The organism is Luteimonas kalidii, assembly GCF_029887935.1.
Taxonomy (GTDB): domain Bacteria; phylum Pseudomonadota; class Gammaproteobacteria; order Xanthomonadales; family Xanthomonadaceae; genus Luteimonas; species Luteimonas kalidii.
The window spans coordinates 40,822-62,637 of record NZ_JARXRO010000001.1 but is presented as its reverse complement, the minus strand read 5'-3'; the positions used below and the strand labels follow the sequence as shown (position 1 = coordinate 62,637).

The window sequence follows — 21,816 nt, the reverse complement described above, 5'->3', positions numbered from 1 at the left end:
GGCGGTGCCACGTCGCAGGCGTGCAAGCCTAGGAGGTGAATGTGACGTCGCAGTTGCGTGACCGCGCGGCGACGCACGTGGACGCACGCGCCGATGGCGTGTATGCGCGGATGCATGCGGATGCGCCCGCGCGCGGCGCGTTTTGCCGGCCATCGCCGAACACGCGACAATGGCCCGCTGCCCCGCCGCCCCCGCGGCCACGGCCCCACCTCCGCTGCGCAGGAACCCGATGCCCATGTCCGACACGCCGAAGATCCTCTACACCCTGACCGACGAAGCGCCGTTCCTGGCCACCGCCTCGCTGTTGCCGATCGTGCAGGCGTTCGCCGGCGCGGCCGGGATCGCGGTGGAGACGCGCGACATCTCGCTGGCGGGCCGGATCCTGGCGCAGTTCCCCGACCTGCTGGCCGACGACCAGCGCGTGGCCGACGACCTGGCCGAGCTCGGCGCGCTGGCGAAGACGCCGGAGGCCAACATCATCAAGCTGCCCAACATCAGCGCCTCGGTGCCGCAGCTGAAAGCCGCGATCCGGGAGCTGCAGTCGCAGGGCCATGCGCTGCCCGACTACCCCGACGAGCCGAAGGACGAGGCCGCGCGCGACGTGCGCGCCCGCTACGGCAAGGCGATGGGCAGCGCGGTCAACCCGGTGCTGCGCGAGGGCAACTCCGACCGCCGCGCTCCGAAGTCGGTCAAGGCCTACGCGCGTAAGCATCCGCACCGCATGGGCGCGTGGTCGCCGGACTCGAAGTCGCACGTGGCGCACATGGACGACGGCGATTTCTACGGCAGCGAGCAGTCGGCCACGATGGCGCAGGCCGGCAGCCTCAAGATCGAATTCACCGGCAACGACGGCGCCACGCAAGTGCTCAAGGACGCGGTGAAGGTGCCGGCCGGCGAGATCGTCGACGCCGCGCGCATGTCGCGCCAGGCGCTGGCGGCGTTCGTCGCGCGCGAGATCGCCGATGCGAAGGCGCAAGGCGTGCTGTTCTCGCTGCACCTGAAGGCGACGATGATGAAGGTCTCCGACCCGATCATGTTCGGCGTGGTGGTGGGCGAGTTCTACAAGGCGGCGCTCGCGAAGCACGCCGATGCGCTGGCGCAGGCCGGGTTCGATCCCGCCAACGGCATCGGCGACCTGTACGCGCGGCTCGACGCGCTGCCCGACGATGTGCAGGACGCGATCCGCGCCGACCTCGACGCGGTGTACGCCGATGCGCCGGGCCTGGCGATGGTGAATTCCGACAAGGGCATCACCAACCTGCACGTGCCCAGCGATGTGATCGTCGATGCGTCGATGCCGGCGATGATCCGCGACGGCGGCGGCATGTGGAATGCGCAGGGCAAGCTGCAGGACGCCAAGGCGTTGATCCCCGACCGCTGCTACGCCGGCATCTACCAGGCCGTGATCGAGGACTGCAAGGCACACGGCGCGTTCGATCCGGCGACCATGGGCAGCGTGCCCAACGTCGGCCTGATGGCGCAGAAGGCCGAGGAATACGGCAGCCACGACAAGACCTTCCAGGCGCCGGGCGACGGCACCATCCGCGTCATCGACGAGGCGGGCACGGTCGTGTTCGAGCACGCGGTGGAGGCCGGCGACATCTGGCGCATGTGCCAGACCAAGGACGCGCCGATCCGCGACTGGGTCAAGCTCGCCGTCGACCGCGCGCACCTCAGCGCGACGCCGGCGGTGTTCTGGCTGGACAGGGCGCGCGCGCACGATGCGCAGGTGATCGCCAAGGTCGAGCAGTACCTCAAGGAGCACACCACCACCGCGCTGGACATCCGCATCCTGCCGCCGATGGAGGCGATGGCCTTCTCGCTCGGACGCATCCGCAAGGGCGAGGACACCATCAGCGTCACCGGCAACGTGCTGCGCGACTACCTGACCGACCTGTTCCCGATCATGGAGCTGGGCACCAGCGCCAAGATGCTCTCGATCGTGCCGCTGATGGCCGGCGGCGGGCTGTTCGAGACCGGCGCCGGCGGCAGCGCGCCCAAGCACGTGCAGCAGTTCCTGGAAGAGAACTACCTGCGCTGGGATTCGCTGGGCGAGTTCCTGGCGCTGGCCGCGTCGCTGGAGCACATCAGCCAGCGCTGGCTCAACTCGCAGGCCCCGGTGCTGGCGAAGGCGCTGGACGAGGCCAACGGCCGCTTCCTGGACAACGACAAGTCGCCTGGACGCAAGCTCGGCACCATCGACAACCGCGGCAGCCACTTCTACCTGGCGCTGTACTGGGCACAGGCCCTGGCCGCGCAGGACGAGGATGCCGCGCTCAAGGCGCGATTCGCGCCGCTGGCGGCGACGCTGGCGGAACACGAGGCGGCGATCGTCGCCGAGCTCACCGGCGTGCAGGGCCGGGCGGTCGACATCGCCGGCTACTACCGCCCGGACATGGCGCGGGTGACGGCGGCGATGCGTCCCAGCGCGACGTTCAATGACGCGCTGGCGTCGCTGGCCGCGGGCTGAGGCTGCGCGCCATCATCCGGGCGGGGTCGAGCGGCGCATTCTCGCGAATCCCCGCATTGGCCCCGTCCCGGGCCCCCTGCAGGGCCGCGGATCGCCGTCCCGGTAGTTCCGCGGGCTCCTCAACGCGCCTGGCCTGGCAGGAGCATCGCCAGTGTGGCGCGCAGGCGTCCGTGTCGCCTGCCGCCAGGGGCCGGGGCTGTCGCTGTGCCCGCATCGCCACCGGGCACCGCGGACGTCGCGGCAGGATCGCCCTCGGCGTCCTCCGCCGCTCCGCCGAACGAGCGCGCCAGCGCGGGGTCGGCGACATAGCCCTGGTTGAACAGCAATCCGGCATAGAAGTTCATGCGGCACCTCGCCTTGTGTTGAGTGCCTTGAAACATAGGCGCATGATTCGCGTCGAAAAAGCGAATCTTCCGCAACCCAGGCTTGAATGGATCTCAAGGCATGTCCCGCCCCCCGCTGCATGCGCTGCAGGGCTTCGTGGCCGCCGTCCGCCACGGCAACCTGACCCGCGCCGCCGAATCGATGCACCTGACCGTGAGCGCGCTGAGCCACCAGATGCGGGCCCTGGAGCAGCGCCTGGGCTATCCGCTGCTGGTGCGCGGCGCGCGCGGCGTGACCGCGACCCCCGACGGCGAGCGCCTGCTGGAACGCATCGCGCCGCACCTGGACGCGATCGCCGAGGCCCTGCATCCGTTCGCCGCGCCGCGCGGCAACGTGCTGTCGGTCAGCGCGCTGCCGTCGATGGCCTCGGCCTGGCTGGTGCCGCGCCTGTCCGGCTTCCTGGCCGCGCACCCGACGATCGAGATCAACCTGCAGTCGACCGAGGCGGTGGCCGACTTCGTGCGCCAGCCCGAGATCGACGCTGCGCTGCGCGTCGGGCGCGGCGAATGGCCCGGCACGATCGCCGAGCACCTGTTCGACGAGTGGCTGGTGCCGATGGCCAACCCGGCCCTGGTCGCGCGGATGGGCGGGGTGGACGCGGTACCGCTGTCGCAGTGGCCGCTGGTCGGCGATCCCGACGGGCAGTGGAAGCGCTGGTTCGAACTGGTGGACCAGCCGCCGCCGACGCGCTACGTGGCCATGCTCGACGACACCGAGGCGCATCACCGCGCAGCGCTCGCGGGCGTCGGCGTCGCCCTGGGCCGGCTCACCCGCGCGCGCCTGCTGCTCGAATCGGGGCAGTTGGTGGCGCTGTCGCGGCGGCGGCTGCGGACCGCGGCCGGGCACTGGCTGGTGTATCCCGAGCGCTCGCGCTCGCACGGCAGCTTCCAGGTCTTCCGCGACTGGCTGCACGCGCAGGCCCGCGAACACGCGCGGCACGTGGGCGCCGACGACCCGTGACGCCGCGCGTCGCGGCGATGTGGCAGGCTTGGCGTCCCGTTCCAGCCCGGAGTTCCCGATGCGCCGCACCCCGACCGCACCCCGCCTGTTGACCGCCTCCCTGCTGGCGCTGGCCCTGGCCGCGACCGGACTGGCGGTCTCCGCTGCCGAGACGCCCGCCGCGCCGGCGGCCGACACCGCCCAGACCGATGCCGCGCTGGCCGCGGCGATCGCCGGCGACTGGCGCAGCGCCGAACACCGCGCGCGCGACGCCCACCGCCATCCAGCCGAAACCCTGACCTTCTTCGGCCTCGAGCCCGGCCAGACGGTGGTCGAGATCACCCCTGGCGGCGGCTGGTACACCGAGATCCTGGCGCCCTACCTGCGCGGCAACGGCACGTATGTCGCCGCGATCGTCGATCCGGCCGCGCTGCCCGAAGGCCGCGGCCGCGACTACCAGCAGCGCGGCAAGGACGCGCTGGCGAAGAAGTTCGCCGACACCCCGGCGCAGTTCGACGCCGCCACCACCGTGGCCTACGACCCGGCGGCGCCGCAGTTCGGCGCGCCCGGCTCGGCCGACCTGGTGGTGACGTTCCGCAACGTGCACAACTGGCGCGGCAGCGGCCAGGCCCAAGGCATGTTCAAGGGCTTCTTCGAGGTGCTTAAGCCGGGCGGCGTGCTCGGCGTGGTCGAGCATCGCGCCGGGTCGGACGTGCCGGCCGACGACAAGTCGGGTTACGTGGGCGAGGCGCAGGTGATCGCGATGGCCGAAGCCGCCGGCTTCCGGCTCGACGAGAAGAGCGAGATCAACGCCAACCCGAAGGACACGAAGGACCACCCCAACGGCGTGTGGACGCTGCCGCCGGGCAACAACCACGACCCCGAGGATGCGGCGAAATTCCGGGCCATCGGCGAAAGCGACCGCATGACGCTGCGGTTCGTGAAGCCCGCCCGCGAGTGAACCGACGGGCGGCGGACCCACACCGCGCGCGCGGGCGATACGCGGTCCGTCGCCCGCTTTCGCTTCCGTCACCCCACCGCGGGCGATGTCCCGTCCGTTGCCTGCGTCCGACCGGGTGACCGCCCGCGCACACGCGCGCGATGCACGATTCGTGTCCGGCGCTCTTCGTGACCGCGCACTGCGCGCCTGTTCGGTGGCGGCAGATCGCCGCCAACACATGCACGTGCATGTCGTGCGGGCCGTGCGCAACGTGACCGCAGCGGCCCGCGCTGTCATCTTTCGTTCCACGCGCGTCGGCACCCGCGCCGCCGGCCTGTGGTCCGCACACCCGCAATCGCTCGCCGTCCTACCCGCATGCTGATCGCCTTCAACAAGCCCTACGGCGTGCTGTGCCAGTTCACCGACCGCAGCGTGCCGCCGCGGCCCACGCTGGCGGCGTTCGGACTGCCCCCGGAGGTCTATCCCGCCGGACGGCTCGACCACGACAGCGAAGGCCTGTTGCTGCTGACCGACGACGGCGCGCTCGCGCACCGGATCACCGATCCGCGGCACAAGCTGCCCAAGACCTACCTGGTGCAGGTCGAAGGCGCGCCGACGCCGGCGCAGCTGGCGGCGCTGCGGGAGGGCGTGGCACTGCGCGATGGCACCACCCGCCCGGCCGGGGTCGAGGCGATCGATCCGCCGGACCTGTGGTCGCGTGATCCGCCCGTGCGCGTGCGCAAGACCGTTCCCGATGCCTGGCTGCGGCTGTGCATCCGCGAGGGCCGCAACCGCCAGGTCCGGCGCATGACCGCCGCCGTCGGGTTGCCGACCTTGCGCCTGGTGCGGGTGGCGATCGGCACGCATGCCCTCGACGCGCTCGCGCCGGGCGCGTGGCGCCTGATCGATGATGCGCCGGACATCACCCCGCGCGCGACGCGTTCGCGGCGGATTCCCGGGGCCTGAGCGGTCTGGTAACGTTTCCCGCCGAGGTTGCCACCGCCGGCAACGGGGACCACGCAGGACAGCCGGGGCGCATGCAGAACTCCAAACCCAACGCCGGGCGCGTGCTGGTCGTCGACGACCAGCCGTCCAACCTGCGCATCATCAGCGCGCTGCTGTCCAGGCAGGGCTATTCCGTCTACACCGCCGAAAGCGGCGAGGACGCCCTGCAGCGACTGGAAAGCCAGCCCGCCGACCTGATGCTGCTCGACATGATGATGCCGGGCATGGACGGGTTCGACCTGCTGCAGGAGGTGCGCGAGAACCCGGCCTGGCGCGGGCTGCCGGTGGTGTTCCTGACCGCGGCGCACGATCGCGACCTGCTGCTGCGCGCGTTCGACTCCGGCGCGGTGGATTACGTGACCAAGCCCTTCATGCCCGAGGAACTGCTGGCGCGGGTGCAGGCGCACATCGGCCTCAAGCTCACCCGCGACCGGCTCGAGCGGGTCGCACGCGAACGCCAGGAGCTGGTGAACCTGGTCGCCCACGACCTGAAGAACCCGCTCACCAGCATCTTCTTCGCCAGCGACCTGCTGATCACCGGGCAGACGCGCGAGGACCGCATCCCGCGCTACCTGCAGATGGTGCGCGACAGTGCCGAGGATGCGCTCGGCTACATCCGCCGCTACCTCGAGACCCAGGCTTCGGCGCGCTCGCAGGCGCAGGCCGGACCGGCCAGCGCGAGTCTGGCCGAACTGGTGTCGTGGGTGGAGCAGCGCTATGCCCTGCAGCTGGAGGACCGCGGCGCGCGCCTGCAGATCCTCGCCGTCTCGGAGGCGCACGTCGCGATCGACCCGCTGGTGCTGCGCCAGGTGTGCGAGAACCTGATCAGCAACGCCATCAAGTACGCTCCGGGAAGCGACATCGACCTGTCGGTGCAGCCGGGCGCGCCCGGCTTCCGCCAGCTGCGGGTCGAAGACCGCGGCCCCGGCATCCCGGCCGGGCAGCAGGCGTCGCTGTTCAAGCCGTTCTTCCGCGCCAGTCCCGGCGACACGGCCACCGACGCGGTGTCCACCGGGCTGGGGCTGTCGCTGGCGCGCCAGATCGTGGGCGCGCTGGGGGGAGAGTTGCGGTACGAGGACCGCGAGGGCGGCGGCGCGAGCTTCGTGCTCGAGCTGCCCGAAGCGACCGAAGCCGACGAAGCGGACCTGACACCCGCGTCCGAGCCCACCGGATAGAACGCACGAACGCGATAGAACGCACGAACGCGGCGGGCGTGCCGACCGCGCTCATCGTGGGGATCGATGCGTCATCCGTCCGCGTCCGGATGACGATGCCCGCCGGCCACTGACCCGGCGGCGGGCGTGCCGGAAGCATCGGGAGGCAGGCGCCCGACGCTGGCCGGATCCGTCGTTCCGGATCAGTCGTTGCTGCTGGTGTCCGCGCGCGCGGAGGCGCGCCGGCTGCCGGCGCTGCCCGATGCCGCCTTCTTGCGCGGGGCACGACGCGCGTCGATCCGCCGCGACTGGCCCTCGATCACCGCATCGTTGGCCTCCTGCTTGCGCCGGTGGCGGTGCACGGCGTACCACGCCACACCAGCGGCCGCCGCGGCGGCGACCAGCACGGCCGGGTTGCGCCGCACCAGCGTGCCGACCACGCGCGTGCCGGCCTTGGCCGCGCCCAGCGCCGCCCCGGTCTGCAGCCACTTGCCGGCACTGCCGGGCAGCGAGGTGCGCAGGCTGTCGCCGACCTGGCCGACCAGGTCCATCATCTTGCCGGAGTACGAATCGAGTCTGCTCATGGGGATCCTGGTGCCGCGAAGGGGATGGCGCCACAGTCTGCGCCGGCTGTCGTCGCCACGATGTGAGCGGTGGACTGCGCGCGCACGATGCATCCCGCCGTGTCGGCGCGGCACCCGGCACCGTTCTTCGCGCCGACCCCCACGGCTGTCGGCACCATCGGGGCGCCGGGGGCTGCGCGCGGCATCAGGCCGTCAGGTGCCCCTCGGCTTCGCGCGGTGGGTCGCGGGCGCGTTCCAGGGGTCTTCGGGCCAGGGATGGCGCGGATAGCGGCCCTTCATTTCACGGCGTACTTCGGGATAGGTGCGTTCCCAGAAGCCGCGCAGGTCGCGGGTGACCTGCAGCGGTCGGCCCGCGGGCGAGAGCAGGTGCAGGGTGAGCGGAACGCGCCCCTCGGCCACGCGCGGGGTTTCGGCCAGTCCGAACAGCTCCTGCAGCTTGACCGCGAGCACCGGCGGCGCCGGCGAGCCGTCGTGGGCGAGCGCGTATTCGATCCGCCGCTCCATGCCCGACGGCACGCCGATGCGCACCGGTGCGAGCTGGTCGACGCGCTGGCGCAGCGGCCAGTCCACCTGCGCGCGCAGGCCGTCGGCGAAGCCATCTGCCGACAGCGCATCGAGCCGCGTCAGGCCCTGGTACAGCGGCTTCAGCCACTGCGCGCGCGTGGTTAGGAGGGCATCGTCCGACAGGTCCGGCAGGCCGAGGTCGGGCATCCAGGCGCGCAGCGACTGCACCCGCGCGCGCCACTGCCGCAGCCCGTCGCTCCAGGGCAGCGCATCGAGCCCCAGGTCCGCCACCGCGTCGGCCAGAGCGCGCGCCGCGAGGCCCGGATCGACGCGCCCGGCGGGACGCGTGTCCAGCACGATGCCGTCGAAGCGGCGCACGCGCTCGGCCACCAGCGCGCGCCGGTCGGCATCCCAGCGCACTTCGTCGCGTTCGACGAAGTGCGAGGCGAAGTCGCGTCGCAGATGCGCCTCGTCGACCGGTGCGGCGCGCAGCACCAGCGAGTCTCGCGTGTCGAAGCGCAACTCGCTGGCCACCAGCCAGGGTTCGCCGCGCAGGGTGCTGTCGTCGGCCAGCCGCGCCATGCGTCCGTTCGCCAGCAGATAGCGCTGCGGGTCGCGCGGATGCGCGCGCGCGATGCGGTCCGGGAACGCGTGTGCGAGCAGGTCGCCCAGCGCATGCGGCGGCACCTCGTGCGGTGGCGGCTCACGGGTGCCGGTGCGCCGCCGCCACTGGCGCGCGGCGCCATCGATCGTCGCCAGCGTGCCGCGGTGCGCATCGCCCGCGCGACCGGTGCGCGATGCGGCCAATGCCAGCCAGCGTGCACGCCAGCCGTCGTCGCGCTGGCGCAGCGGATCGCGCGCCTCCACCAGGGCCGCCAGATCGCAGGCCAGCGCCCGTGCGCGGTGGTCGTGCGGCGCGAGCAGCATCGCCGCCAGGCGCGGATGGGTGCCCAGCGCCAGCATCGAACGGCCCGCGGGCGTGATGCGATGGTCGCCATCGAGCGCGTCGAGGCGCTGCAGCAGGTCGCGCGCGGCGGCCAGCGCGCCGGCCGGCGGCGGATCGACGAACCGCAGGTCGGCATGGCCCCAGGCCGCCAGTTCCAGCGCCAGTCCGGCCAGTTCGACCTGCACGATCTCCGGCCGACGCTGCGGTTCCAGCCGCTGCGACGCCGGCCACAGGCGCCAGGCCCAGCCCTCGGCCACGCGTCCCGCGCGTCCCGCGCGCTGGTCGGCCGAGGCCTGGGTGATCGCGACCACGTCCAGGCGCGAGAAGCCGCTGTTCGGGTCGTAGCGCGGTTCGCGCGCCAGTCCGCTGTCGATCACCACCCGCACGCCGGGCAAAGTGACGCTGGATTCGGCGACGTTGGTCGCCAGCACCACGCGGCGGCGGCCGTCCGGCGCCGGCTGCAGCACGCGCGACTGCTGCTCGACCGACAGCTCGCCGTGCAGCTCGAGCACTTCCGCGTCGGTGTCCAGCCGCGCGAGCGCCGTGCTCGCGCGCGCGATCTCGCGCCGCCCGGGCAGGAACACCAGCACGTCGCCCGGATGCCGTGCCAGCGCCTGCTCCACCGCGCGCCGCACCTGCGCCTCCAGCGCCTCGTCGCGCCGCGCGGGCAGGTGCTCGACCTGCACCGGGAATGCGCGCCCCGCGCTCGACAGGCGCGGCGCGTCGAGCAGGGTCGCCAGCCGCTCGCCGTCGAGCGTGGCCGACATCACCACGATGCGCAGGTCCTCGCGCAGCCCGGCCTGCACGTCCAGCGCCAGCGCCAGGCCGAGGTCGCCGGCCAGATGGCGTTCGTGGAACTCGTCGAACAGCAGCGCGCCGATGCCGCCCAGCTCCGGGTCGTCCTGCAGCATGCGGGTGAGGATGCCTTCGGTGACCACTTCGATCCGGGTACGCGCGGAGATGCGCGAGTCGAACCGGATCCGGTAGCCGACCAGGCCGCCGACGTCCTCGCCCAGCTGCCGCGCCATGAACGTGGCCGCGCTGCGGGCAGCGACGCGCCGCGGCTCGAGCATCACGATCCGGCGCCCGGCCAGCCACGCCGCATCGAGCAGCGCCAGCGGCACCTGGGTCGTCTTGCCTGCACCCGGCGGCGCTTCCAGCACCAGGCGCGGATGCGCGTCGAGGCTGGCGGCGATCTGCGGCAGCAGCGGCGTGATGGGAAAGGCGGGCGTGTCCACGCGCGCAGTGTACGAGCCGGTACCCCGGCACCCGGTAGACTGCGCGACCTGCGGCCGGATGCGTCCGCATGCCGCATGTCCGCCACCGGCGCGTGACGCGGGGACCGCATTGCCGCAGGCTGCGCCGTCGCTCCGCACGCAACGCGTCGCGGCAGTCGCCGCCCTGACTCCCACACTCTTCGAATGTCCAATCCCGTGCAGCTCATCGACATCGGCGCCAACCTCACCCACGACAGCTTCGACCGCGACCGCGATGCGGTCCTCGAGCGCGCACGCGCCGCCGGCGTGGCGCGCATGGTCGTCACCGGCGCCAGCCGCGAGCATTCCCCCAGGGCACTGGCGCTCGCCCAGGCGCATCCGGGCCTGCTGTCCGCGACCGCCGGCGTGCACCCGCACCACGCGGTCGAGTACACGGCCGAATGCGATGCCGAACTGCGCGCGCTGCACGCGCACCCGGAGGTCGTCGCCGTGGGCGAGACCGGGCTGGACTACTTCCGGGACTTCTCGCCGCGTCCCGCGCAACGACGCGCGTTCGAACGCCAGCTGCAGATCGGCGTCGACACCGGCAAGCCGCTGTTCCTGCACCAGCGCGACGCGCACGACGACTTCCTCGCGATCATGCGGCAGTTCGAGGGCCGGCTCGGGCCGGCGGTGGTGCACTGCTTCACCGGCACGCGCGAAGAACTGTTCGACTACCTCGACCGCGACTGGCACATCGGCATCACCGGCTGGCTGTGCGACGAACGCCGTGGCGCGCACCTGCGCGAGATCGTGAAGAACATCCCGTCCCACCGGCTGATGGTGGAAACCGACGCGCCTTACCTGCTGCCGCGCACGCTGGCGCCGATGCCGAAGGACCGCCGCAACGAACCGGCGTTCCTGCCGCACATCGTGGCCGAACTGGCGCGCGACCGCGGCGAGGACGTGGCCGTGACAGCCGCCGCGACCACCGCGACGGCGGCGGCGTTCTTCCGCCTGCCCGACTGACCGCGGCGGTCAGGACTTCTTCACCAGCTCCACGCGGCGGTTCTTCGCCTTGCCTTCGTCGGTGGCGTTGTCGGCCACCGGACGGTCGGCGCCGAAGCCGGCGGCCGACAGCCGCGCGGCGTCGATGCCCTGGCCGGTGAGCGCGCCCACCACCGACGCCGCACGCGCGTCGGACAGGCTGCGGTTGCGCTCGGCGGTACCGGTATCGTCGGTGTGGCCCTCGACCGCGAGCACCAGCGCGGGATCGGCCTTGAGCAGCGCCAGTACCTGGTCGATCTGCGGCTGCGACTCCGGCAGGATGTCGGCCCTGTCGGTGGCGAAATTGACCTGGATCGCGACCCGGCCGTCGGCATCGAGCTGACGCTTCAGCGCATCGGCCGGCAGCAACGCGGCGGTCTGCACGAAGCCCTCGCGCTCCGCGACCACCCAGCCGGCGTCGAGATAGTCCAGGCGCGCATGCACCCAGACCTGGCGGCCGTCGGGCAGGTCGACGCGGTACACCTGCGACGTGTATTCGTCCCAGCCGAAGCCGGTCGCGCCGCTGTAGAAGCTCTTCTGGTCGAAGGTGATGCGCTCGGCAGCCTCTTTGGGGATGCGGCCTTCGAACACTTTCGTGCCGCCGGCCTCGGCCATCATCGCCTCGAGGTTGCGGCGCACTTCGTGCATGGACTGCGCGTTCTCCGTGGTCCTGACGTGCGCGGCGTAGGTCCGGCCTTCCACCTGCTCGAAGTCGCTGCCGGTCCAGAACGGATACATGTCGAAGTCGCGCTGCACCGCCTTGTTGCCGCCGTCGTAGCCGTCCGGCAGCGCCAGGTACGGGAACGTGTCCTGCCACTGCGCCATGGCCGCGAACGGCCGTTCCTCGACGATCACCATCGCGGCGCCGTGCGAATGCGTCGACAGCTGCACCCAGACGTTTCGGTCCGCCTGGCGGATGACGTGCACGGTGGTCGGCGTGTCGGCGTCCAGGTTCACGCCCTCGATGAAACCGCCCCCGATCTCGGCCTCGATCTGCGGACCGTAGTAGAGATCGCGCTGCAGCGGGCCTTCGAACACCTCTTTGGCCCCCGCCTGGACGAGTACGGCCTCGAGGTTGCGGCGCAGTTCGAGCGGCGAGAATGCCTTGTCCGTATCCAGGTCGCGGTCGATGCCGAGCAGGCTGTTCCAGCTCGCGCCTTCCACCCAGTGCACGCCCTCGCCGAGGCGGAACGGGAAGCGGGCGAACGCGCGCTGGTCCGGGCGGTTGACCGGCCCGTAGCCCGCGGGCAGCGTGAAGAACGGCAGTGCGCCGAGCGGCGCGCTGCTGACAGGAACGGTGTCGATGTCGAACGGCACGATGGCGACGGGGTTGCCCGACTTGTCCTGCAGCGTACCGGCGTCGGCGGTGGCTGCAGCAGGCGCGTCGGCCGGCGTTGCGTCGTCCGCGCCGATGTCGGGATCGACCCCGGCGGCGTCGCCATCGGAAGCGCCCTGTGCGCTCGCGGGATCCGCAGCCGCCGTCGATCCGGGCGCAGGCTCCGCGCCGCAGGCGCTCAGCACCAGTGCCAGTGCGCAGGCCATTCCTCGCGTCGAATTCCGCATTCCGCTTGCTCCTGTCGGTGGAGCGCGGAGCGTACCCGATCGTGGTGTCGTCCGGCCTCGCAGGTGCGGCGCGGCCGCGTCAGTGCGTGCCGAGCGGCTCTATCGCCTGTCCGGAGGATCGCGCGTAGCACTGCAGGTGCACCCAGGCCGCGTGCAGCAGCGGCGCCGCGATCCCGGCCGCTCGCGCGCGATGCCAGAGGTCGCCGACGATGTGCGCCGCCTCCACCCGGCGGCCGGCTTCGAGATCGCGCAGCATCGAGGCCTTCACCTCGGATGCGGGGTCGAGCAGGCCCGCGCGTGCGGTCTCGCGCGCCTGCGCCGGTACCGGATGACCGGCGGCGGCCGCGACCGCGAGGCACTCGTCGTGCAGCGCCGTCATGACGTCCGTCCCGCCCTCGACGGCCGCGATCCCGCCGACGCTGGCGCGCATCAGGCAGGTCCCGGCGGCGAGCGCGGCGAGGAAGCTGAACTTGATCCACTGCGCCTGCGCGATGTCGTCGCTCGCGCGATGCTCGATGCCGGCGCGTGCGCACAGCGCGGCGAACGCCGCCACGCGCGCACTGGTGCCGCCGTCGCGCTCGCCGAACGTGATCGAGGCCGGGCGGCCGAGGTGCGCGATCGCGCCATCGTCTGCGAGCGCGGCGCTGATGAAGCACAGGCCGCCGAGCACGTTCGCGCGGCCGAAGTGCGCATCGAGCGCGTCGTAGTGCAGCAGGCCGTTGAGGATCGGCAGCAGGGTCGTGCCTTCGCCCATCGCCGGCGCGACGGCGTCGATCGCGGCGTCGAGGTCGTAGGCCTTGCACGACAGCACGATCAGGTCGAACGGCGCGTGCGCAGCCGCAGCCGGCGACGCCTCGGCGGTCAGGGTGCGCACGGCCAGGTCGGCGTCGCCCAGCGGGCTGCGGATGCGCAGGCCGTCGCGCGAGAGCGCCTGTGCGCGCGCCGGCCGCACGAGGAAGGTCACGTCCGCGCCCGACTGCGCCAGGCGGCCGCCGAAATAGCCGCCGGTGGCGCCGGCGCCGAGCACCAGCAGACGCATCAGCTGCGCAGCCCGACGCCCTTGTGCAGCAGCCACAGCGCGAGGCTGCCGAGGCCGGCGACGAAGGCGCCCATCAGCGCGAACGCGATCCACACCGGCACGTCGCTCACGCCGAGCAGTCCGTAGCGGAAGGCGTTGACCATGTAAAACACCGGGTTGAAGTGGGTCGCGGTCTCGGCCCACTGCGGCAGCAGCGTGACCGAATAGAACACGCCGCCCAGGTAGGTGAGCGGGGTGAGGATGAAGGTCGGCACGATGGCGACGTCGTCGAACTTCTTCGCATAGACCGCGTTGACGAAGCCGGCCAGCGAGAAGATCGTCGCGCCCAGCAGCACGGTGGCGAAGGTCACCAGCGGATGCGGGATCTGCACCCGGGTGAAGCACATCGCGATCAGCAGCACGATCACGCCCACCATCAGCCCGCGCAGGACCGCGCCGGCGACGTATCCGCCCAGGATCACCCAGCCCGGCATCGGGCTGACCAGCAGTTCCTCGACGTGGCGCCCGAACTTGGCGCCGAAGAAGCTCGACGAGATGTTGCCGTAGCTGTTCTGGATCACGCTCATCATCACCAGCCCGGGCACGATGAACTCCATGTAGCTGAAGCCGCCCATGTCGCCGATGCGCGAGCCGATCAGGCCGCCGAAGATCAGGAAGTACAGCGTCATCGTGATCGCGGGCGGCACCAGGGTCTGGCCCCAGATGCGCAGGATCCGCATCACCTCGCGGCGCGCGACGGTGAGCAGCGCGATCCAGTTGCGGCGCGCGACGCTGTCGGCCGATGCCGCGGCCGCGACGGTGCCGTTGCTCATGCCGCCTGCTCCCGGCGGGCCTCGGACCCGGTCAGGCGCACGAACAGCTCCTCGAGCCGGTTCGAGCGCGTGCGCATCGAACGCACCCGGATGCCGGCGGCGTCGAGCGCGGCGAACACGCGGTTGAGGTCCATCGCGCGCGGCATGTCGATCTCCAGGGTGTGGTCGTCGCTGGCCGCCAGGGTGGCGCCCTCGATCGCGGGCAGCACCGACGGCAGCCGGCCGTCGATGTCGAACACGAAACCTTCCACGTCGAGCTTGGCCAGCAGCGCGCGCATCGGCCCCTGTTCGACGATCACGCCGTGGTCGATGATCGCCAGGTTGCGGCACAGGCTCTCGGCTTCCTCGAGATAGTGCGTGGTGAGGATGATCGTGGTGCCGGCGGCGTTGATCTCGCGCAGCGTCTGCCACATGCCGCGGCGGATCTCGATGTCGACGCCCGCGGTGGGTTCGTCGAGGATCAGCAGGCGCGGGCGCGTCATCATCGCGCGGGCGATCATCAGCCGCCGCTTCATGCCGCCCGACAGCGTGCGGCTCATCACCTTCGCCTTGTCCCACAGGAACGCGCGCCTGAGTTCGGTCTCGGCACGCGCCAGCGCCTCGGCGCGCGGCACGCCGTAGAAGCCGGCGTAGTTGACCAGGATGTCGAGCGGCTTCTCGAACATGTTGAAGTTCAGTTCCTGCGGTACCAGGCCCATCAGCCGCATCGCCGCGTCGCGCCGCGCGTGCAGGTCGACGCCAAACAGCGAGACCTCGCCGGCACTCCTGTTCACCAGCGAGGAGACGATCCCGATCAGGGTGCTCTTGCCGGCACCGTTGGGGCCGAGCAGGGCGTAGAAATCGCCCGGCAGCACGTCCAGCGAGACGCCCCTGAGGGCCTGCACGCCGTTGTCGTAGGTCTTGCGCAGGTCGCGGATCCGCAGCGCGGGCGCGCCCGTCGCCGGGTCGGAAACAGGGGTCATACCGTCGTGGGGGCCTTGGCCGCGGTTCGCGGCGAGGGGCTAGTATAGGCGCCCCATCGGCCCGCTCCCGGGCCAGAGCGTCCCACGTCCGTCTTGGCCATCGTCCAGTTTCCGCTCAAGCTCACCGGTCGGCGCATGCTCGCGCCTTCGGTGGCGCACCTGACCTTCACCCGCGACGACGGCCAGCCGCTGGACTTCATCCCGGGGCAGTTCATCCAGGTGCATTTCCACTATGCCGATGGCACGGCCACCAAGCGCTCCTACTCGCTGGCGACCATCCACGACCACGCGCTCGGACCGGGCGATGCGGTCGAGATCGCGGTGAGCTACGTGCCCGGCGGTGCGGCGACGGCGCTGTTCGAAGGCCTGGACGAAGGCGGCACGGTGCAGGCCAGCGGGCCGTTCGGCCGCTTCTGCCTGATGCCGGCCGACGACAACCGTCGCTACCTGCTGATCGGCACCGGCACCGGTGTGACGCCTTACCGCGCGATGCTGCCGCTGCTCGCGCAGGCGATGGCCACGCGCGGAGCGGAAGTGGTGCTGCTGTTCGGTGCGCGCACGCCCGAGGAACTGCTGTACGGCGACGAGTTCCGCGCCTTCGCCGACGCGCACCCGGGTTTCCGTTTCGTCCCCTGTTTCTCGCGCGAGCTCCCGGAGCCCGGCTCGGCGCAGGCGCATGCCGACGTGCGCCACGGCTACGTGCAGCAGTTCCTGGCCGAGTTCGCGCCCGATGCCGAGGGCGACATCGCCTACCTGTGCGGCAACCCGAACATGGTCGACGCCTGCTTCGAGGCGCTCAAGGACGCGGGGCTGCCGGTCCCGCGGATCCGGCGCGAGAAGTACGTCAGCAGCAAATAGCCGCGCCCGGATTCCCGGCCGCACGCCGCGCTTGCGACGCTCACACGCCATGCGAGCCATGACTCGCCACCATGGCGTGTCGGCGTAGCGCGGGAAGTACGTCGGCAGCGAGTTGCCAACAAGGCGAACCGGCTCAGGTGCGGGCGCACCGCGCCACGCTGCAGCGAGCGCTCGCGCGGGACGTCCGTCAGGGCGCTTGCGGCAGCGTCTGCAGGGCCGCCATCGACGGCGGCTCCCACTGCATGAGCGACTGCTCGACTGCGGCGCCGTGCGCCTGCAGCCACGCGCCGATGTCCAGCGCCGCCGTCTCCCCGTAGGCACGGCGCGAGCGCACGACGATCAGCCCGGCGCCGTCGTGCAACAGGAGCCTCGCGAATGCAGCCTCCGCCATCGGCCCCCCGCCCAGGATGGCCACCATGAGGTGCTCCGCCGGCTGCGCTGGCGTCGCCGGACGCGAATCCGTGCGCAGGATGACCCCGGCGCCCTGGTAGTTGGCGAGCACACCGTTCGCGAGCCCCGCCAGCGCTTCGCCATCGGTGATCTGCGGACGCGGGATCAGCGTCACCATGTCTTCCCAGCGCGCCAGATCGTCATGGCCGGGCGGCGTGTATTCGTTCTGGCCGTCCTTCGACCAGCGGTGCTCGTAGGTGACGCCGTCCAGCACCAGCGGCTCGCGCGGGGCCGCGCCCGCGATGCCGGCAACGGCCAGCAGGACGCCCGCCAGCCAGCCGTTCCACGCGCGGCTTCGGATTCCGATCGGCATGATTCCACTCCCTGGATGATCGGCAACGACTGTAGCGCACGCGGCAGGTGGCGCCGCGTGTCCGACCGGACGCGTGGGACCCGGGCGGAGCCCTTCTGTGTCAAGGTCGCTTGACACGCCAGGTCGCGCGCGCCATCCTCTGTCAAGCATCCTTGACACACCCGACATGCCGTCTCCCATCAGCCATCCCGATCGACCGGCCCGCCGGCGCGTGCGCGCGAGCGGCGTGATGTTCGCAGCGGCCGCGCTGATCGCCGGCGCCGGCATCGCCCTGCCCGTCCTGGTCCCGGGAACGCCGCGCGCGGTCGCGGCGATCCTGGTCAGCGCCGGACTGATACTGCTGGCGCTCGCGCTGGCGTGGCGCGAGGGCACGCTAGACGGCTGCGAGGCCGCGAGCCCCGCCCTGCGCCGCCGCTACATGCGCGGGCTGATGGGGTCGATGGCGGCCTACGTCGCGATCCTGTTCGCCTCGGTATGGCTGCTCCGGCAGATCGACGCGGCGCCGCTGCGGGTGGCGGTCGCGCTGGCGCCGGTGGTGCCGATCGGGTTCGCGGTGCGCGCGATGGTCCGCTTCATCCGCGACCTGGACGAGATGCAGCAGCGGATCGAACTCGAGTCGATCGCCATCGCCACCCTGACCGTGTCGATGCTGTACATGACCGGCGGCCTGCTGCAGCAGGCGCAGCTGCTGCAGGTGTCCGGCGGGGTGGCGATGATCTGGGTGTTCCCGCTGGTGTGTTTCACGTACGGTCTGGCCAAGGCCTTCGTGATGCGGCGCTATCGTTGAGTGCGCCGGCATGAGGAGCCGGATCCGCGAGCTGCGCGAAAACCGCGGCTGGTCACAAGCGCAGCTGGCCGAGCGTCTGGAGGTTTCAAGGCAGACGGTCAACGCGATCGAGACCGGCAAGTACGATCCGAGCCTGCCGCTGGCATTCCGGATCGCGGCCGAGTTCGACGCGACCATCGAATCGATTTTTTTCCCGGAGGCATCCGCATGAAGTCCGCGCTGTTCCCACTTTCCCTGATCGCCGGCGCGCTGCTGCTCGCCGGCTGCGACGGCGGCGCCCGCCAGCAGCCCGGCCCGCGCGCCGACGACCAGGGCAGGCTGCGCTACGGCGAGCTGACGTTCGAGCCCTGCGCGCTGAGCGCGCCGGGCGGCGACGCGGTCGAGGCCCAGTGCACCACGCTCGAAGTGCCCGAGAACCACGATGCGCCGGATGGGCGACGGATCGAACTGGCGATCGCGCTGGTACCCGCGCGCGGGATGGCGGAGTCCGACCCGATCTACATGATCGCCGGCGGACCGGGACAGTCGGCGCTGGAAAGCTTCCCGATGGTGCGCGACGCATTCTCGGACGTGCGCCGCAACCGCCACATCGTGCTGGTGGACGCGCGCGGGACCGGCGGGTCGAACCCCCTGCACTGCCCGGCCTTCAGCGACGAGGACATCATCGCCGACCCTGCAAACGACACGCCCGAGGCGCTGGTGCGCCTGACCGCGGCCTGCCGCGACCGCCTGCAGCAGGACGCGGACCTGCGCTACTACACCACCGGCGAGCACGTGCGCGACCTGGACCTGGTGCGGCGCGCGATCGGCGTGGAACGCATCAACCTGGTCGGTGTCTCGTACGGCACCCGCGTGGCGCAGCAGTACGCCGCGGCCTACCCGCAGCACACGCGCAGCATGGTGCTCGATTCGGTGGTGCCCAACTCGCTGGTGCTCGGCCAGGACCACGCCCGCAACCTCGAGGATGCGCTGGACGCGCAGTTCCAGCGCTGCCGCGCGAGCGAGACCTGCCTGACCAACCTCGGCGATCCGCGCCAGCAACTGAGCCTGGTGCGCGAACGGCTGCAGGCCGGCGGCATCGCCCCGGTGCGCTATCGCGACCCGGTGTCCGGCGAATGGCGCGAGGAAGTGCCGCGCTACGCGCATCTGGCCAGCCTGCTGCGCCTGTACGCCTACCAGCCCTCGATGGCGGCGACCCTGCCGCTGGTGCTGCACGAAGCCTCGCAGCAGCGCTACGAGAGCCTGCTCGCGCAGTCGCGCATGCTGAGCACGCAGATGGGCGAAGCGATGGCGATGGGCATGGGCCTGTCCGTGAGCTGCAGCGAGGACGCCTCCGAGTTCGATCCCGACACCGCGGACGACGGTACCGTGCTCGGCTCGCTGCTGGTGGAGACGCTGCGCGAGCAGTGCGCGATCTGGCCCAGGGGCAGCCGCGTCGACAGCTTCCGCCAGCCGCTGGGCGGCGACGTGCCGGTGCTGGCGATCAGCGGCGAGCTCGATCCGGTCACGCCTCCGCGCTACGGCGACGAGGTGGTGCAGACCCTGCCCAACGGCCGCCACCTGGTGCTGCCCGGCCAGGGTCACAGCGTGCTCGGCACCGGCTGCATGCCCAAGCTGTTCGCCCAGTTCGTCGAGACCACCGACGCGGCCGCGCTCGATGCCGGCTGCCTGGACCGCCTGAGCGCGCAGCCGCCGTTCGCGGGCAACTACGGCTGGGAGCCGTAGGCGCCCTCCGCCGATCCGCGCGCGATCCACCGGATCCGATCCACCGGACACATTCCACGCACCACGGGACCTCCATGATCCTCCTCGAGAACCTGCACAAGTCCTTCAAGGCCCGCACCGGCACCGTGCACGCGGTGAAGGGCGTGGGCTTCGAAGCCCGCGACGGCGAGATCACCGGCCTGCTCGGCCCCAACGGCGCCGGCAAGACCACCACCCTGCGCATGCTGTACACGCTGATGCGGCCCGACCAGGGCCGGATCGTGGTCGACGGCACCGACGTGGTCACCGATCCGACCGCCGTGCGCCAGCGCCTGGGCGTGCTGCCCGACGCACGCGGCATCTACAAGCGCCTGACCGCGCGCGAGAACATCGCCTACTTCGGCCGCCTGCACGGGCTGGACGAGGCGACCATCCGCGCGCGCACCCAGGCGATGGCGAAGACGCTGGTGATGGAGGACTTCCTCGATCGCCGCACCGAAGGCTTCAGCCAGGGCCAGCGCACCAAGACCGCGATCGCACGCGCGCTGGTGCACGACCCGAAGAACGTCATCCTCGACGAGCCGACCAACGGACTGGACGTGATGACCACGCGCGGGCTGCGCGGCTTCCTGCGCCAGCTGCGCGACGAGGGCCGGTGCGTGATCTTCTCCAGCCACATCATGCAGGAGGTCGCCGCGCTGTGCGACCGCATCGTGGTGATCGCCCACGGCGAGGTGCGCGCGATCGGCTCGCCGGACGAACTGCGCGCACAGACCGGGCTGGCCGACCTGGAGGACGTGTTCGTGCGCCTGGCCGACCTCGAAGCCGAAGCGGACATGGGGGCACGCGCATGAAGTCGATCTGGACCGTGGCGAAGAAGGAACTGCTGGACCTGTTCCGCGACCGCAAGACCGTGGCGCTGGGCCTGCTGGTCGGACCGATCGTGATGCCTGCGCTGATCCTGGGCATCGGGATGCTGGCCGAAAAGAAGATGCGCACCCAGCTCGAATCCACGCTCGAACTGCCGGTGGTGGGCGCCGAGCACGCGCCGAACCTGGTGGCCTTCCTCAAGGGCCGCAACATCGAGGCCAAGGACCCGCCGCCCGATCCCGACCAGGCGGTGCGCGACCAGGACCACGAGGTGGTGCTGAAGATCGATCCGGAATACGGCGAGCAGTGGCGAGCCAGCCGCGCGGCGCGGGTCGAACTGATCTACGACAGTTCGCGCCAGGATTCGCAGGTGCCGGTGAACCGGCTGCGCGGCGTGTTGCTCGAGTACAGCCGCACGGTCGGCGTGCTGCGCGGAATCAACCGCGGGGTCAGCCCCGAGGCCGGCTTCGCCGTGCAGATTGGCCAGCGCGACGTGGCCACGCCCGAGGCGCGCCGCGGCATGCTGCTCGCGTTCCTGCCGTACCTGCTGATCCTTTTCAGCTTCCTCGGCGGTGCGGCGCTGGTGATCGACGTCACCGCGGGCGAGCGCGAACGGCAATCGCTGGAGCCGCTGCTGGCCACGCCCGCGGCGCGCAGCGCGATCATGAGCGGCAAGATCCTCGCCGCCACCCTGTTCGGCATGCTCTCGCTGCTGCTGATCGTGGTCGCGTTCAAGCTCGCCTTCCAGCTCGCGCCCGGCCCGCTGCAGCTGGTGGACGTGTCGCTGCCGGTGATGGCCAAGCTGTTGCTGGTGCTGCTGCCGATGGTGCTGATCGGCACGACGCTGCTGACCTTCATCGCCGCCAGCGTGAAGTCGGTCAAGGAAGCGCAGAGCTACATGAGCGTGCTGATGTTCCTGCCCCTGGTGCCGACGATCATGCTGATGGTCAATCCGGTGAAGGACGAGCTGTGGCAGTTCGCGGTGCCGTTCCTGGCGCAGAACCAGATGATCCTCAAGCTCATCCGCAGCGAGGCGATCTCGCCGCAGGAATGGGGCGTGTACCTGGCCGCCGGCTTCGGCCTGGGCCTGGTGCTGTGGCTGCTGGCCGCGCGGCTGTACCACCAGGAGAAGCTGGCGATCTCGGCCTGAGGCGCGACGCCGACGCGGGCCGGCAGCGCGGGCGGAACCGCATCCGTCGCGCGCAGGCCCAATCGCACAGGACCCGCCGTGGGCGAGCGCGCCGGGTCTCCGGAAAAGAAGAAGCCCGGCATTCGCCGGGCTTCGTCGT

At 71.5% G+C, this 21,816-nt stretch carries 20 protein-coding genes; 12 read left to right on the top strand and 8 right to left on the bottom strand.

Annotated elements, in window-relative coordinates:
• Positions 1 to 235 precede the first annotated feature (235 nt).
• Entirely contained in the window at positions 236 to 2,470 is a 2,235-nt protein-coding gene (locus tag QFW81_RS00270) for an NADP-dependent isocitrate dehydrogenase (protein WP_280576542.1), read from the top strand.
• Positions 2,471 to 2,589: 119 nt separating this feature from the next.
• Here QFW81_RS00270 and QFW81_RS00265 read toward each other — a convergent pair whose 3' ends face one another.
• Positions 2,590 to 2,814, bottom strand: coding sequence for a hypothetical protein (locus QFW81_RS00265; RefSeq protein WP_280576541.1), 225 nt, complete (start codon positions 2,812 to 2,814; stop codon positions 2,590 to 2,592).
• A gap of 100 nt (positions 2,815 to 2,914) precedes the next feature.
• Here QFW81_RS00265 and QFW81_RS00260 point away from each other — a divergent pair, with 100 nt between their 5' ends.
• The 4 genes from QFW81_RS00260 (at position 2,915) to QFW81_RS00245 (ending at position 6,913) form a co-directional block, all read left to right on the top strand.
• Complete coding sequence (locus QFW81_RS00260; protein ID WP_280576540.1) at positions 2,915 to 3,814, top strand: LysR substrate-binding domain-containing protein; 900 nt, start codon at positions 2,915 to 2,917, stop codon at positions 3,812 to 3,814.
• 58 nt (positions 3,815 to 3,872) lie between these two features.
• A complete protein-coding gene (locus QFW81_RS00255) occupies positions 3,873 to 4,754 on the top strand; it encodes a class I SAM-dependent methyltransferase (protein WP_280576539.1) in 882 nt (293 codons plus the stop codon).
• 354 nt (positions 4,755 to 5,108) lie between these two features.
• On the top strand, positions 5,109 to 5,699 hold the full coding sequence (locus QFW81_RS00250; protein ID WP_280576538.1) for a pseudouridine synthase: 591 nt from the start codon (positions 5,109 to 5,111) through the stop codon (positions 5,697 to 5,699).
• Positions 5,700 to 5,770: 71 nt separating this feature from the next.
• Positions 5,771 to 6,913, top strand: coding sequence for a hybrid sensor histidine kinase/response regulator (locus QFW81_RS00245; RefSeq protein ID WP_280576537.1), 1,143 nt, complete (start codon positions 5,771 to 5,773; stop codon positions 6,911 to 6,913).
• Between the two features lie 182 nt (positions 6,914 to 7,095).
• Here QFW81_RS00245 and QFW81_RS00240 read toward each other — a convergent pair whose 3' ends face one another.
• Together QFW81_RS00240 and hrpB are read right to left on the bottom strand one after the other, a co-directional pair.
• The gene (locus tag QFW81_RS00240; protein ID WP_280576535.1) at positions 7,096 to 7,476 is read right to left on the bottom strand and encodes a hypothetical protein; all 381 of its coding nucleotides are present in this window, start codon (positions 7,474 to 7,476) and stop codon (positions 7,096 to 7,098) included.
• Positions 7,477 to 7,668: 192 nt separating this feature from the next.
• Entirely contained in the window at positions 7,669 to 10,164 is a 2,496-nt protein-coding gene (gene hrpB / locus QFW81_RS00235; protein ID WP_280576534.1) for an ATP-dependent helicase HrpB, read from the bottom strand.
• A gap of 195 nt (positions 10,165 to 10,359) precedes the next feature.
• Here hrpB and QFW81_RS00230 point away from each other — a divergent pair, with 195 nt between their 5' ends.
• Positions 10,360 to 11,151 carry a TatD family hydrolase gene (locus QFW81_RS00230; RefSeq protein WP_280576599.1) on the top strand — a complete coding sequence of 264 codons (792 nt, stop codon included), beginning with the start codon at positions 10,360 to 10,362 and terminating at the stop codon, positions 11,149 to 11,151.
• Between the two features lie 9 nt (positions 11,152 to 11,160).
• Here QFW81_RS00230 and QFW81_RS00225 read toward each other — a convergent pair whose 3' ends face one another.
• From QFW81_RS00225 to QFW81_RS00210, 4 genes are all read right to left on the bottom strand, one after another.
• Positions 11,161 to 12,711 (bottom strand): OmpA family protein, encoded by a 1,551-nt coding sequence (locus tag QFW81_RS00225; protein ID WP_280576532.1) that lies wholly within the window; start codon positions 12,709 to 12,711, stop codon positions 11,161 to 11,163.
• A gap of 100 nt (positions 12,712 to 12,811) precedes the next feature.
• Positions 12,812 to 13,771, bottom strand: a complete 960-nt coding sequence (panE, locus tag QFW81_RS00220) for a 2-dehydropantoate 2-reductase (protein WP_280576531.1) — start codon at positions 13,769 to 13,771, stop codon at positions 12,812 to 12,814.
• Positions 13,771 to 14,583, bottom strand: coding sequence for an ABC transporter permease (locus tag QFW81_RS00215; RefSeq protein ID WP_280576530.1), 813 nt, complete (start codon positions 14,581 to 14,583; stop codon positions 13,771 to 13,773). The genes panE and QFW81_RS00215 overlap by 1 nt, the downstream gene beginning before the upstream one ends.
• Positions 14,580 to 15,545, bottom strand: coding sequence for an ABC transporter ATP-binding protein (locus tag QFW81_RS00210; protein WP_280576528.1), 966 nt, complete (start codon positions 15,543 to 15,545; stop codon positions 14,580 to 14,582). Before QFW81_RS00210 ends, QFW81_RS00215 begins: the two co-directional genes overlap by 4 nt.
• A gap of 93 nt (positions 15,546 to 15,638) precedes the next feature.
• On the opposite strand from QFW81_RS00210, the gene QFW81_RS00205 reads away from it, so the two are divergent.
• Positions 15,639 to 16,403 carry a ferredoxin--NADP reductase gene (locus QFW81_RS00205; RefSeq protein ID WP_280576527.1) on the top strand — a complete coding sequence of 255 codons (765 nt, stop codon included), beginning with the start codon at positions 15,639 to 15,641 and terminating at the stop codon, positions 16,401 to 16,403.
• 187 nt (positions 16,404 to 16,590) lie between these two features.
• On the opposite strand, the gene QFW81_RS00200 is transcribed toward QFW81_RS00205, so the two are convergent.
• Entirely contained in the window at positions 16,591 to 17,166 is a 576-nt protein-coding gene (locus QFW81_RS00200; protein WP_280576526.1) for a hypothetical protein, read from the bottom strand.
• A 166-nt stretch (positions 17,167 to 17,332) separates the two neighbouring features.
• Between QFW81_RS00200 and QFW81_RS00195 the strand changes: the two genes are divergently transcribed.
• From QFW81_RS00195 to QFW81_RS00175, 5 genes are all read left to right on the top strand, one after another.
• Positions 17,333 to 17,953 (top strand): hypothetical protein, encoded by a 621-nt coding sequence (locus tag QFW81_RS00195; protein WP_280576525.1) that lies wholly within the window; start codon positions 17,333 to 17,335, stop codon positions 17,951 to 17,953.
• 10 nt (positions 17,954 to 17,963) lie between these two features.
• Positions 17,964 to 18,164 carry a helix-turn-helix transcriptional regulator gene (locus QFW81_RS00190; RefSeq protein ID WP_280576524.1) on the top strand — a complete coding sequence of 67 codons (201 nt, stop codon included), beginning with the start codon at positions 17,964 to 17,966 and terminating at the stop codon, positions 18,162 to 18,164.
• Positions 18,161 to 19,678 carry an alpha/beta hydrolase gene (locus QFW81_RS00185; protein WP_280576523.1) on the top strand — a complete coding sequence of 506 codons (1,518 nt, stop codon included), beginning with the start codon at positions 18,161 to 18,163 and terminating at the stop codon, positions 19,676 to 19,678. The genes QFW81_RS00190 and QFW81_RS00185 overlap by 4 nt, the downstream gene beginning before the upstream one ends.
• A gap of 74 nt (positions 19,679 to 19,752) precedes the next feature.
• Entirely contained in the window at positions 19,753 to 20,511 is a 759-nt protein-coding gene (locus QFW81_RS00180; protein ID WP_280576522.1) for an ABC transporter ATP-binding protein, read from the top strand.
• Entirely contained in the window at positions 20,508 to 21,677 is a 1,170-nt protein-coding gene (locus QFW81_RS00175) for an ABC transporter permease (RefSeq protein ID WP_280576521.1), read from the top strand. The genes QFW81_RS00180 and QFW81_RS00175 overlap by 4 nt, the downstream gene beginning before the upstream one ends.
• Positions 21,678 to 21,816 lie beyond the last annotated feature (139 nt).

Bases quoted from the DNA above. Each gene is read 5' to 3' on its own strand.
- QFW81_RS00270 (WP_280576542.1), top strand. From the start codon at position 236: ATGTCCGACACGCCGAAGATCCTCTACACCCTGACCGACGAAGCGCCG.
- QFW81_RS00265 (WP_280576541.1), bottom strand. From the start codon at position 2,814: ATGAACTTCTATGCCGGATTGCTGTTCAACCAGGGCTATGTCGCCGAC.
- QFW81_RS00260 (WP_280576540.1), top strand. From the start codon at position 2,915: ATGTCCCGCCCCCCGCTGCATGCGCTGCAGGGCTTCGTGGCCGCCGTC.
- QFW81_RS00255 (WP_280576539.1), top strand. From the start codon at position 3,873: ATGCGCCGCACCCCGACCGCACCCCGCCTGTTGACCGCCTCCCTGCTG.
- QFW81_RS00250 (WP_280576538.1), top strand. From the start codon at position 5,109: ATGCTGATCGCCTTCAACAAGCCCTACGGCGTGCTGTGCCAGTTCACC.
- QFW81_RS00245 (WP_280576537.1), top strand. From the start codon at position 5,771: ATGCAGAACTCCAAACCCAACGCCGGGCGCGTGCTGGTCGTCGACGAC.
- QFW81_RS00240 (WP_280576535.1), bottom strand. From the start codon at position 7,476: ATGAGCAGACTCGATTCGTACTCCGGCAAGATGATGGACCTGGTCGGC.
- QFW81_RS00225 (WP_280576532.1), bottom strand. From the start codon at position 12,711: ATGGCCTGCGCACTGGCACTGGTGCTGAGCGCCTGCGGCGCGGAGCCT.
- panE (WP_280576531.1), bottom strand. From the start codon at position 13,771: ATGCGTCTGCTGGTGCTCGGCGCCGGCGCCACCGGCGGCTATTTCGGC.
- QFW81_RS00215 (WP_280576530.1), bottom strand. From the start codon at position 14,583: ATGAGCAACGGCACCGTCGCGGCCGCGGCATCGGCCGACAGCGTCGCG.
- QFW81_RS00210 (WP_280576528.1), bottom strand. From the start codon at position 15,545: ATGACCCCTGTTTCCGACCCGGCGACGGGCGCGCCCGCGCTGCGGATC.
- QFW81_RS00200 (WP_280576526.1), bottom strand. From the start codon at position 17,166: ATGCCGATCGGAATCCGAAGCCGCGCGTGGAACGGCTGGCTGGCGGGC.
- QFW81_RS00195 (WP_280576525.1), top strand. From the start codon at position 17,333: ATGCCGTCTCCCATCAGCCATCCCGATCGACCGGCCCGCCGGCGCGTG.
- QFW81_RS00190 (WP_280576524.1), top strand. From the start codon at position 17,964: ATGAGGAGCCGGATCCGCGAGCTGCGCGAAAACCGCGGCTGGTCACAA.
- QFW81_RS00185 (WP_280576523.1), top strand. From the start codon at position 18,161: ATGAAGTCCGCGCTGTTCCCACTTTCCCTGATCGCCGGCGCGCTGCTG.
- QFW81_RS00180 (WP_280576522.1), top strand. From the start codon at position 19,753: ATGATCCTCCTCGAGAACCTGCACAAGTCCTTCAAGGCCCGCACCGGC.
- QFW81_RS00175 (WP_280576521.1), top strand. From the start codon at position 20,508: ATGAAGTCGATCTGGACCGTGGCGAAGAAGGAACTGCTGGACCTGTTC.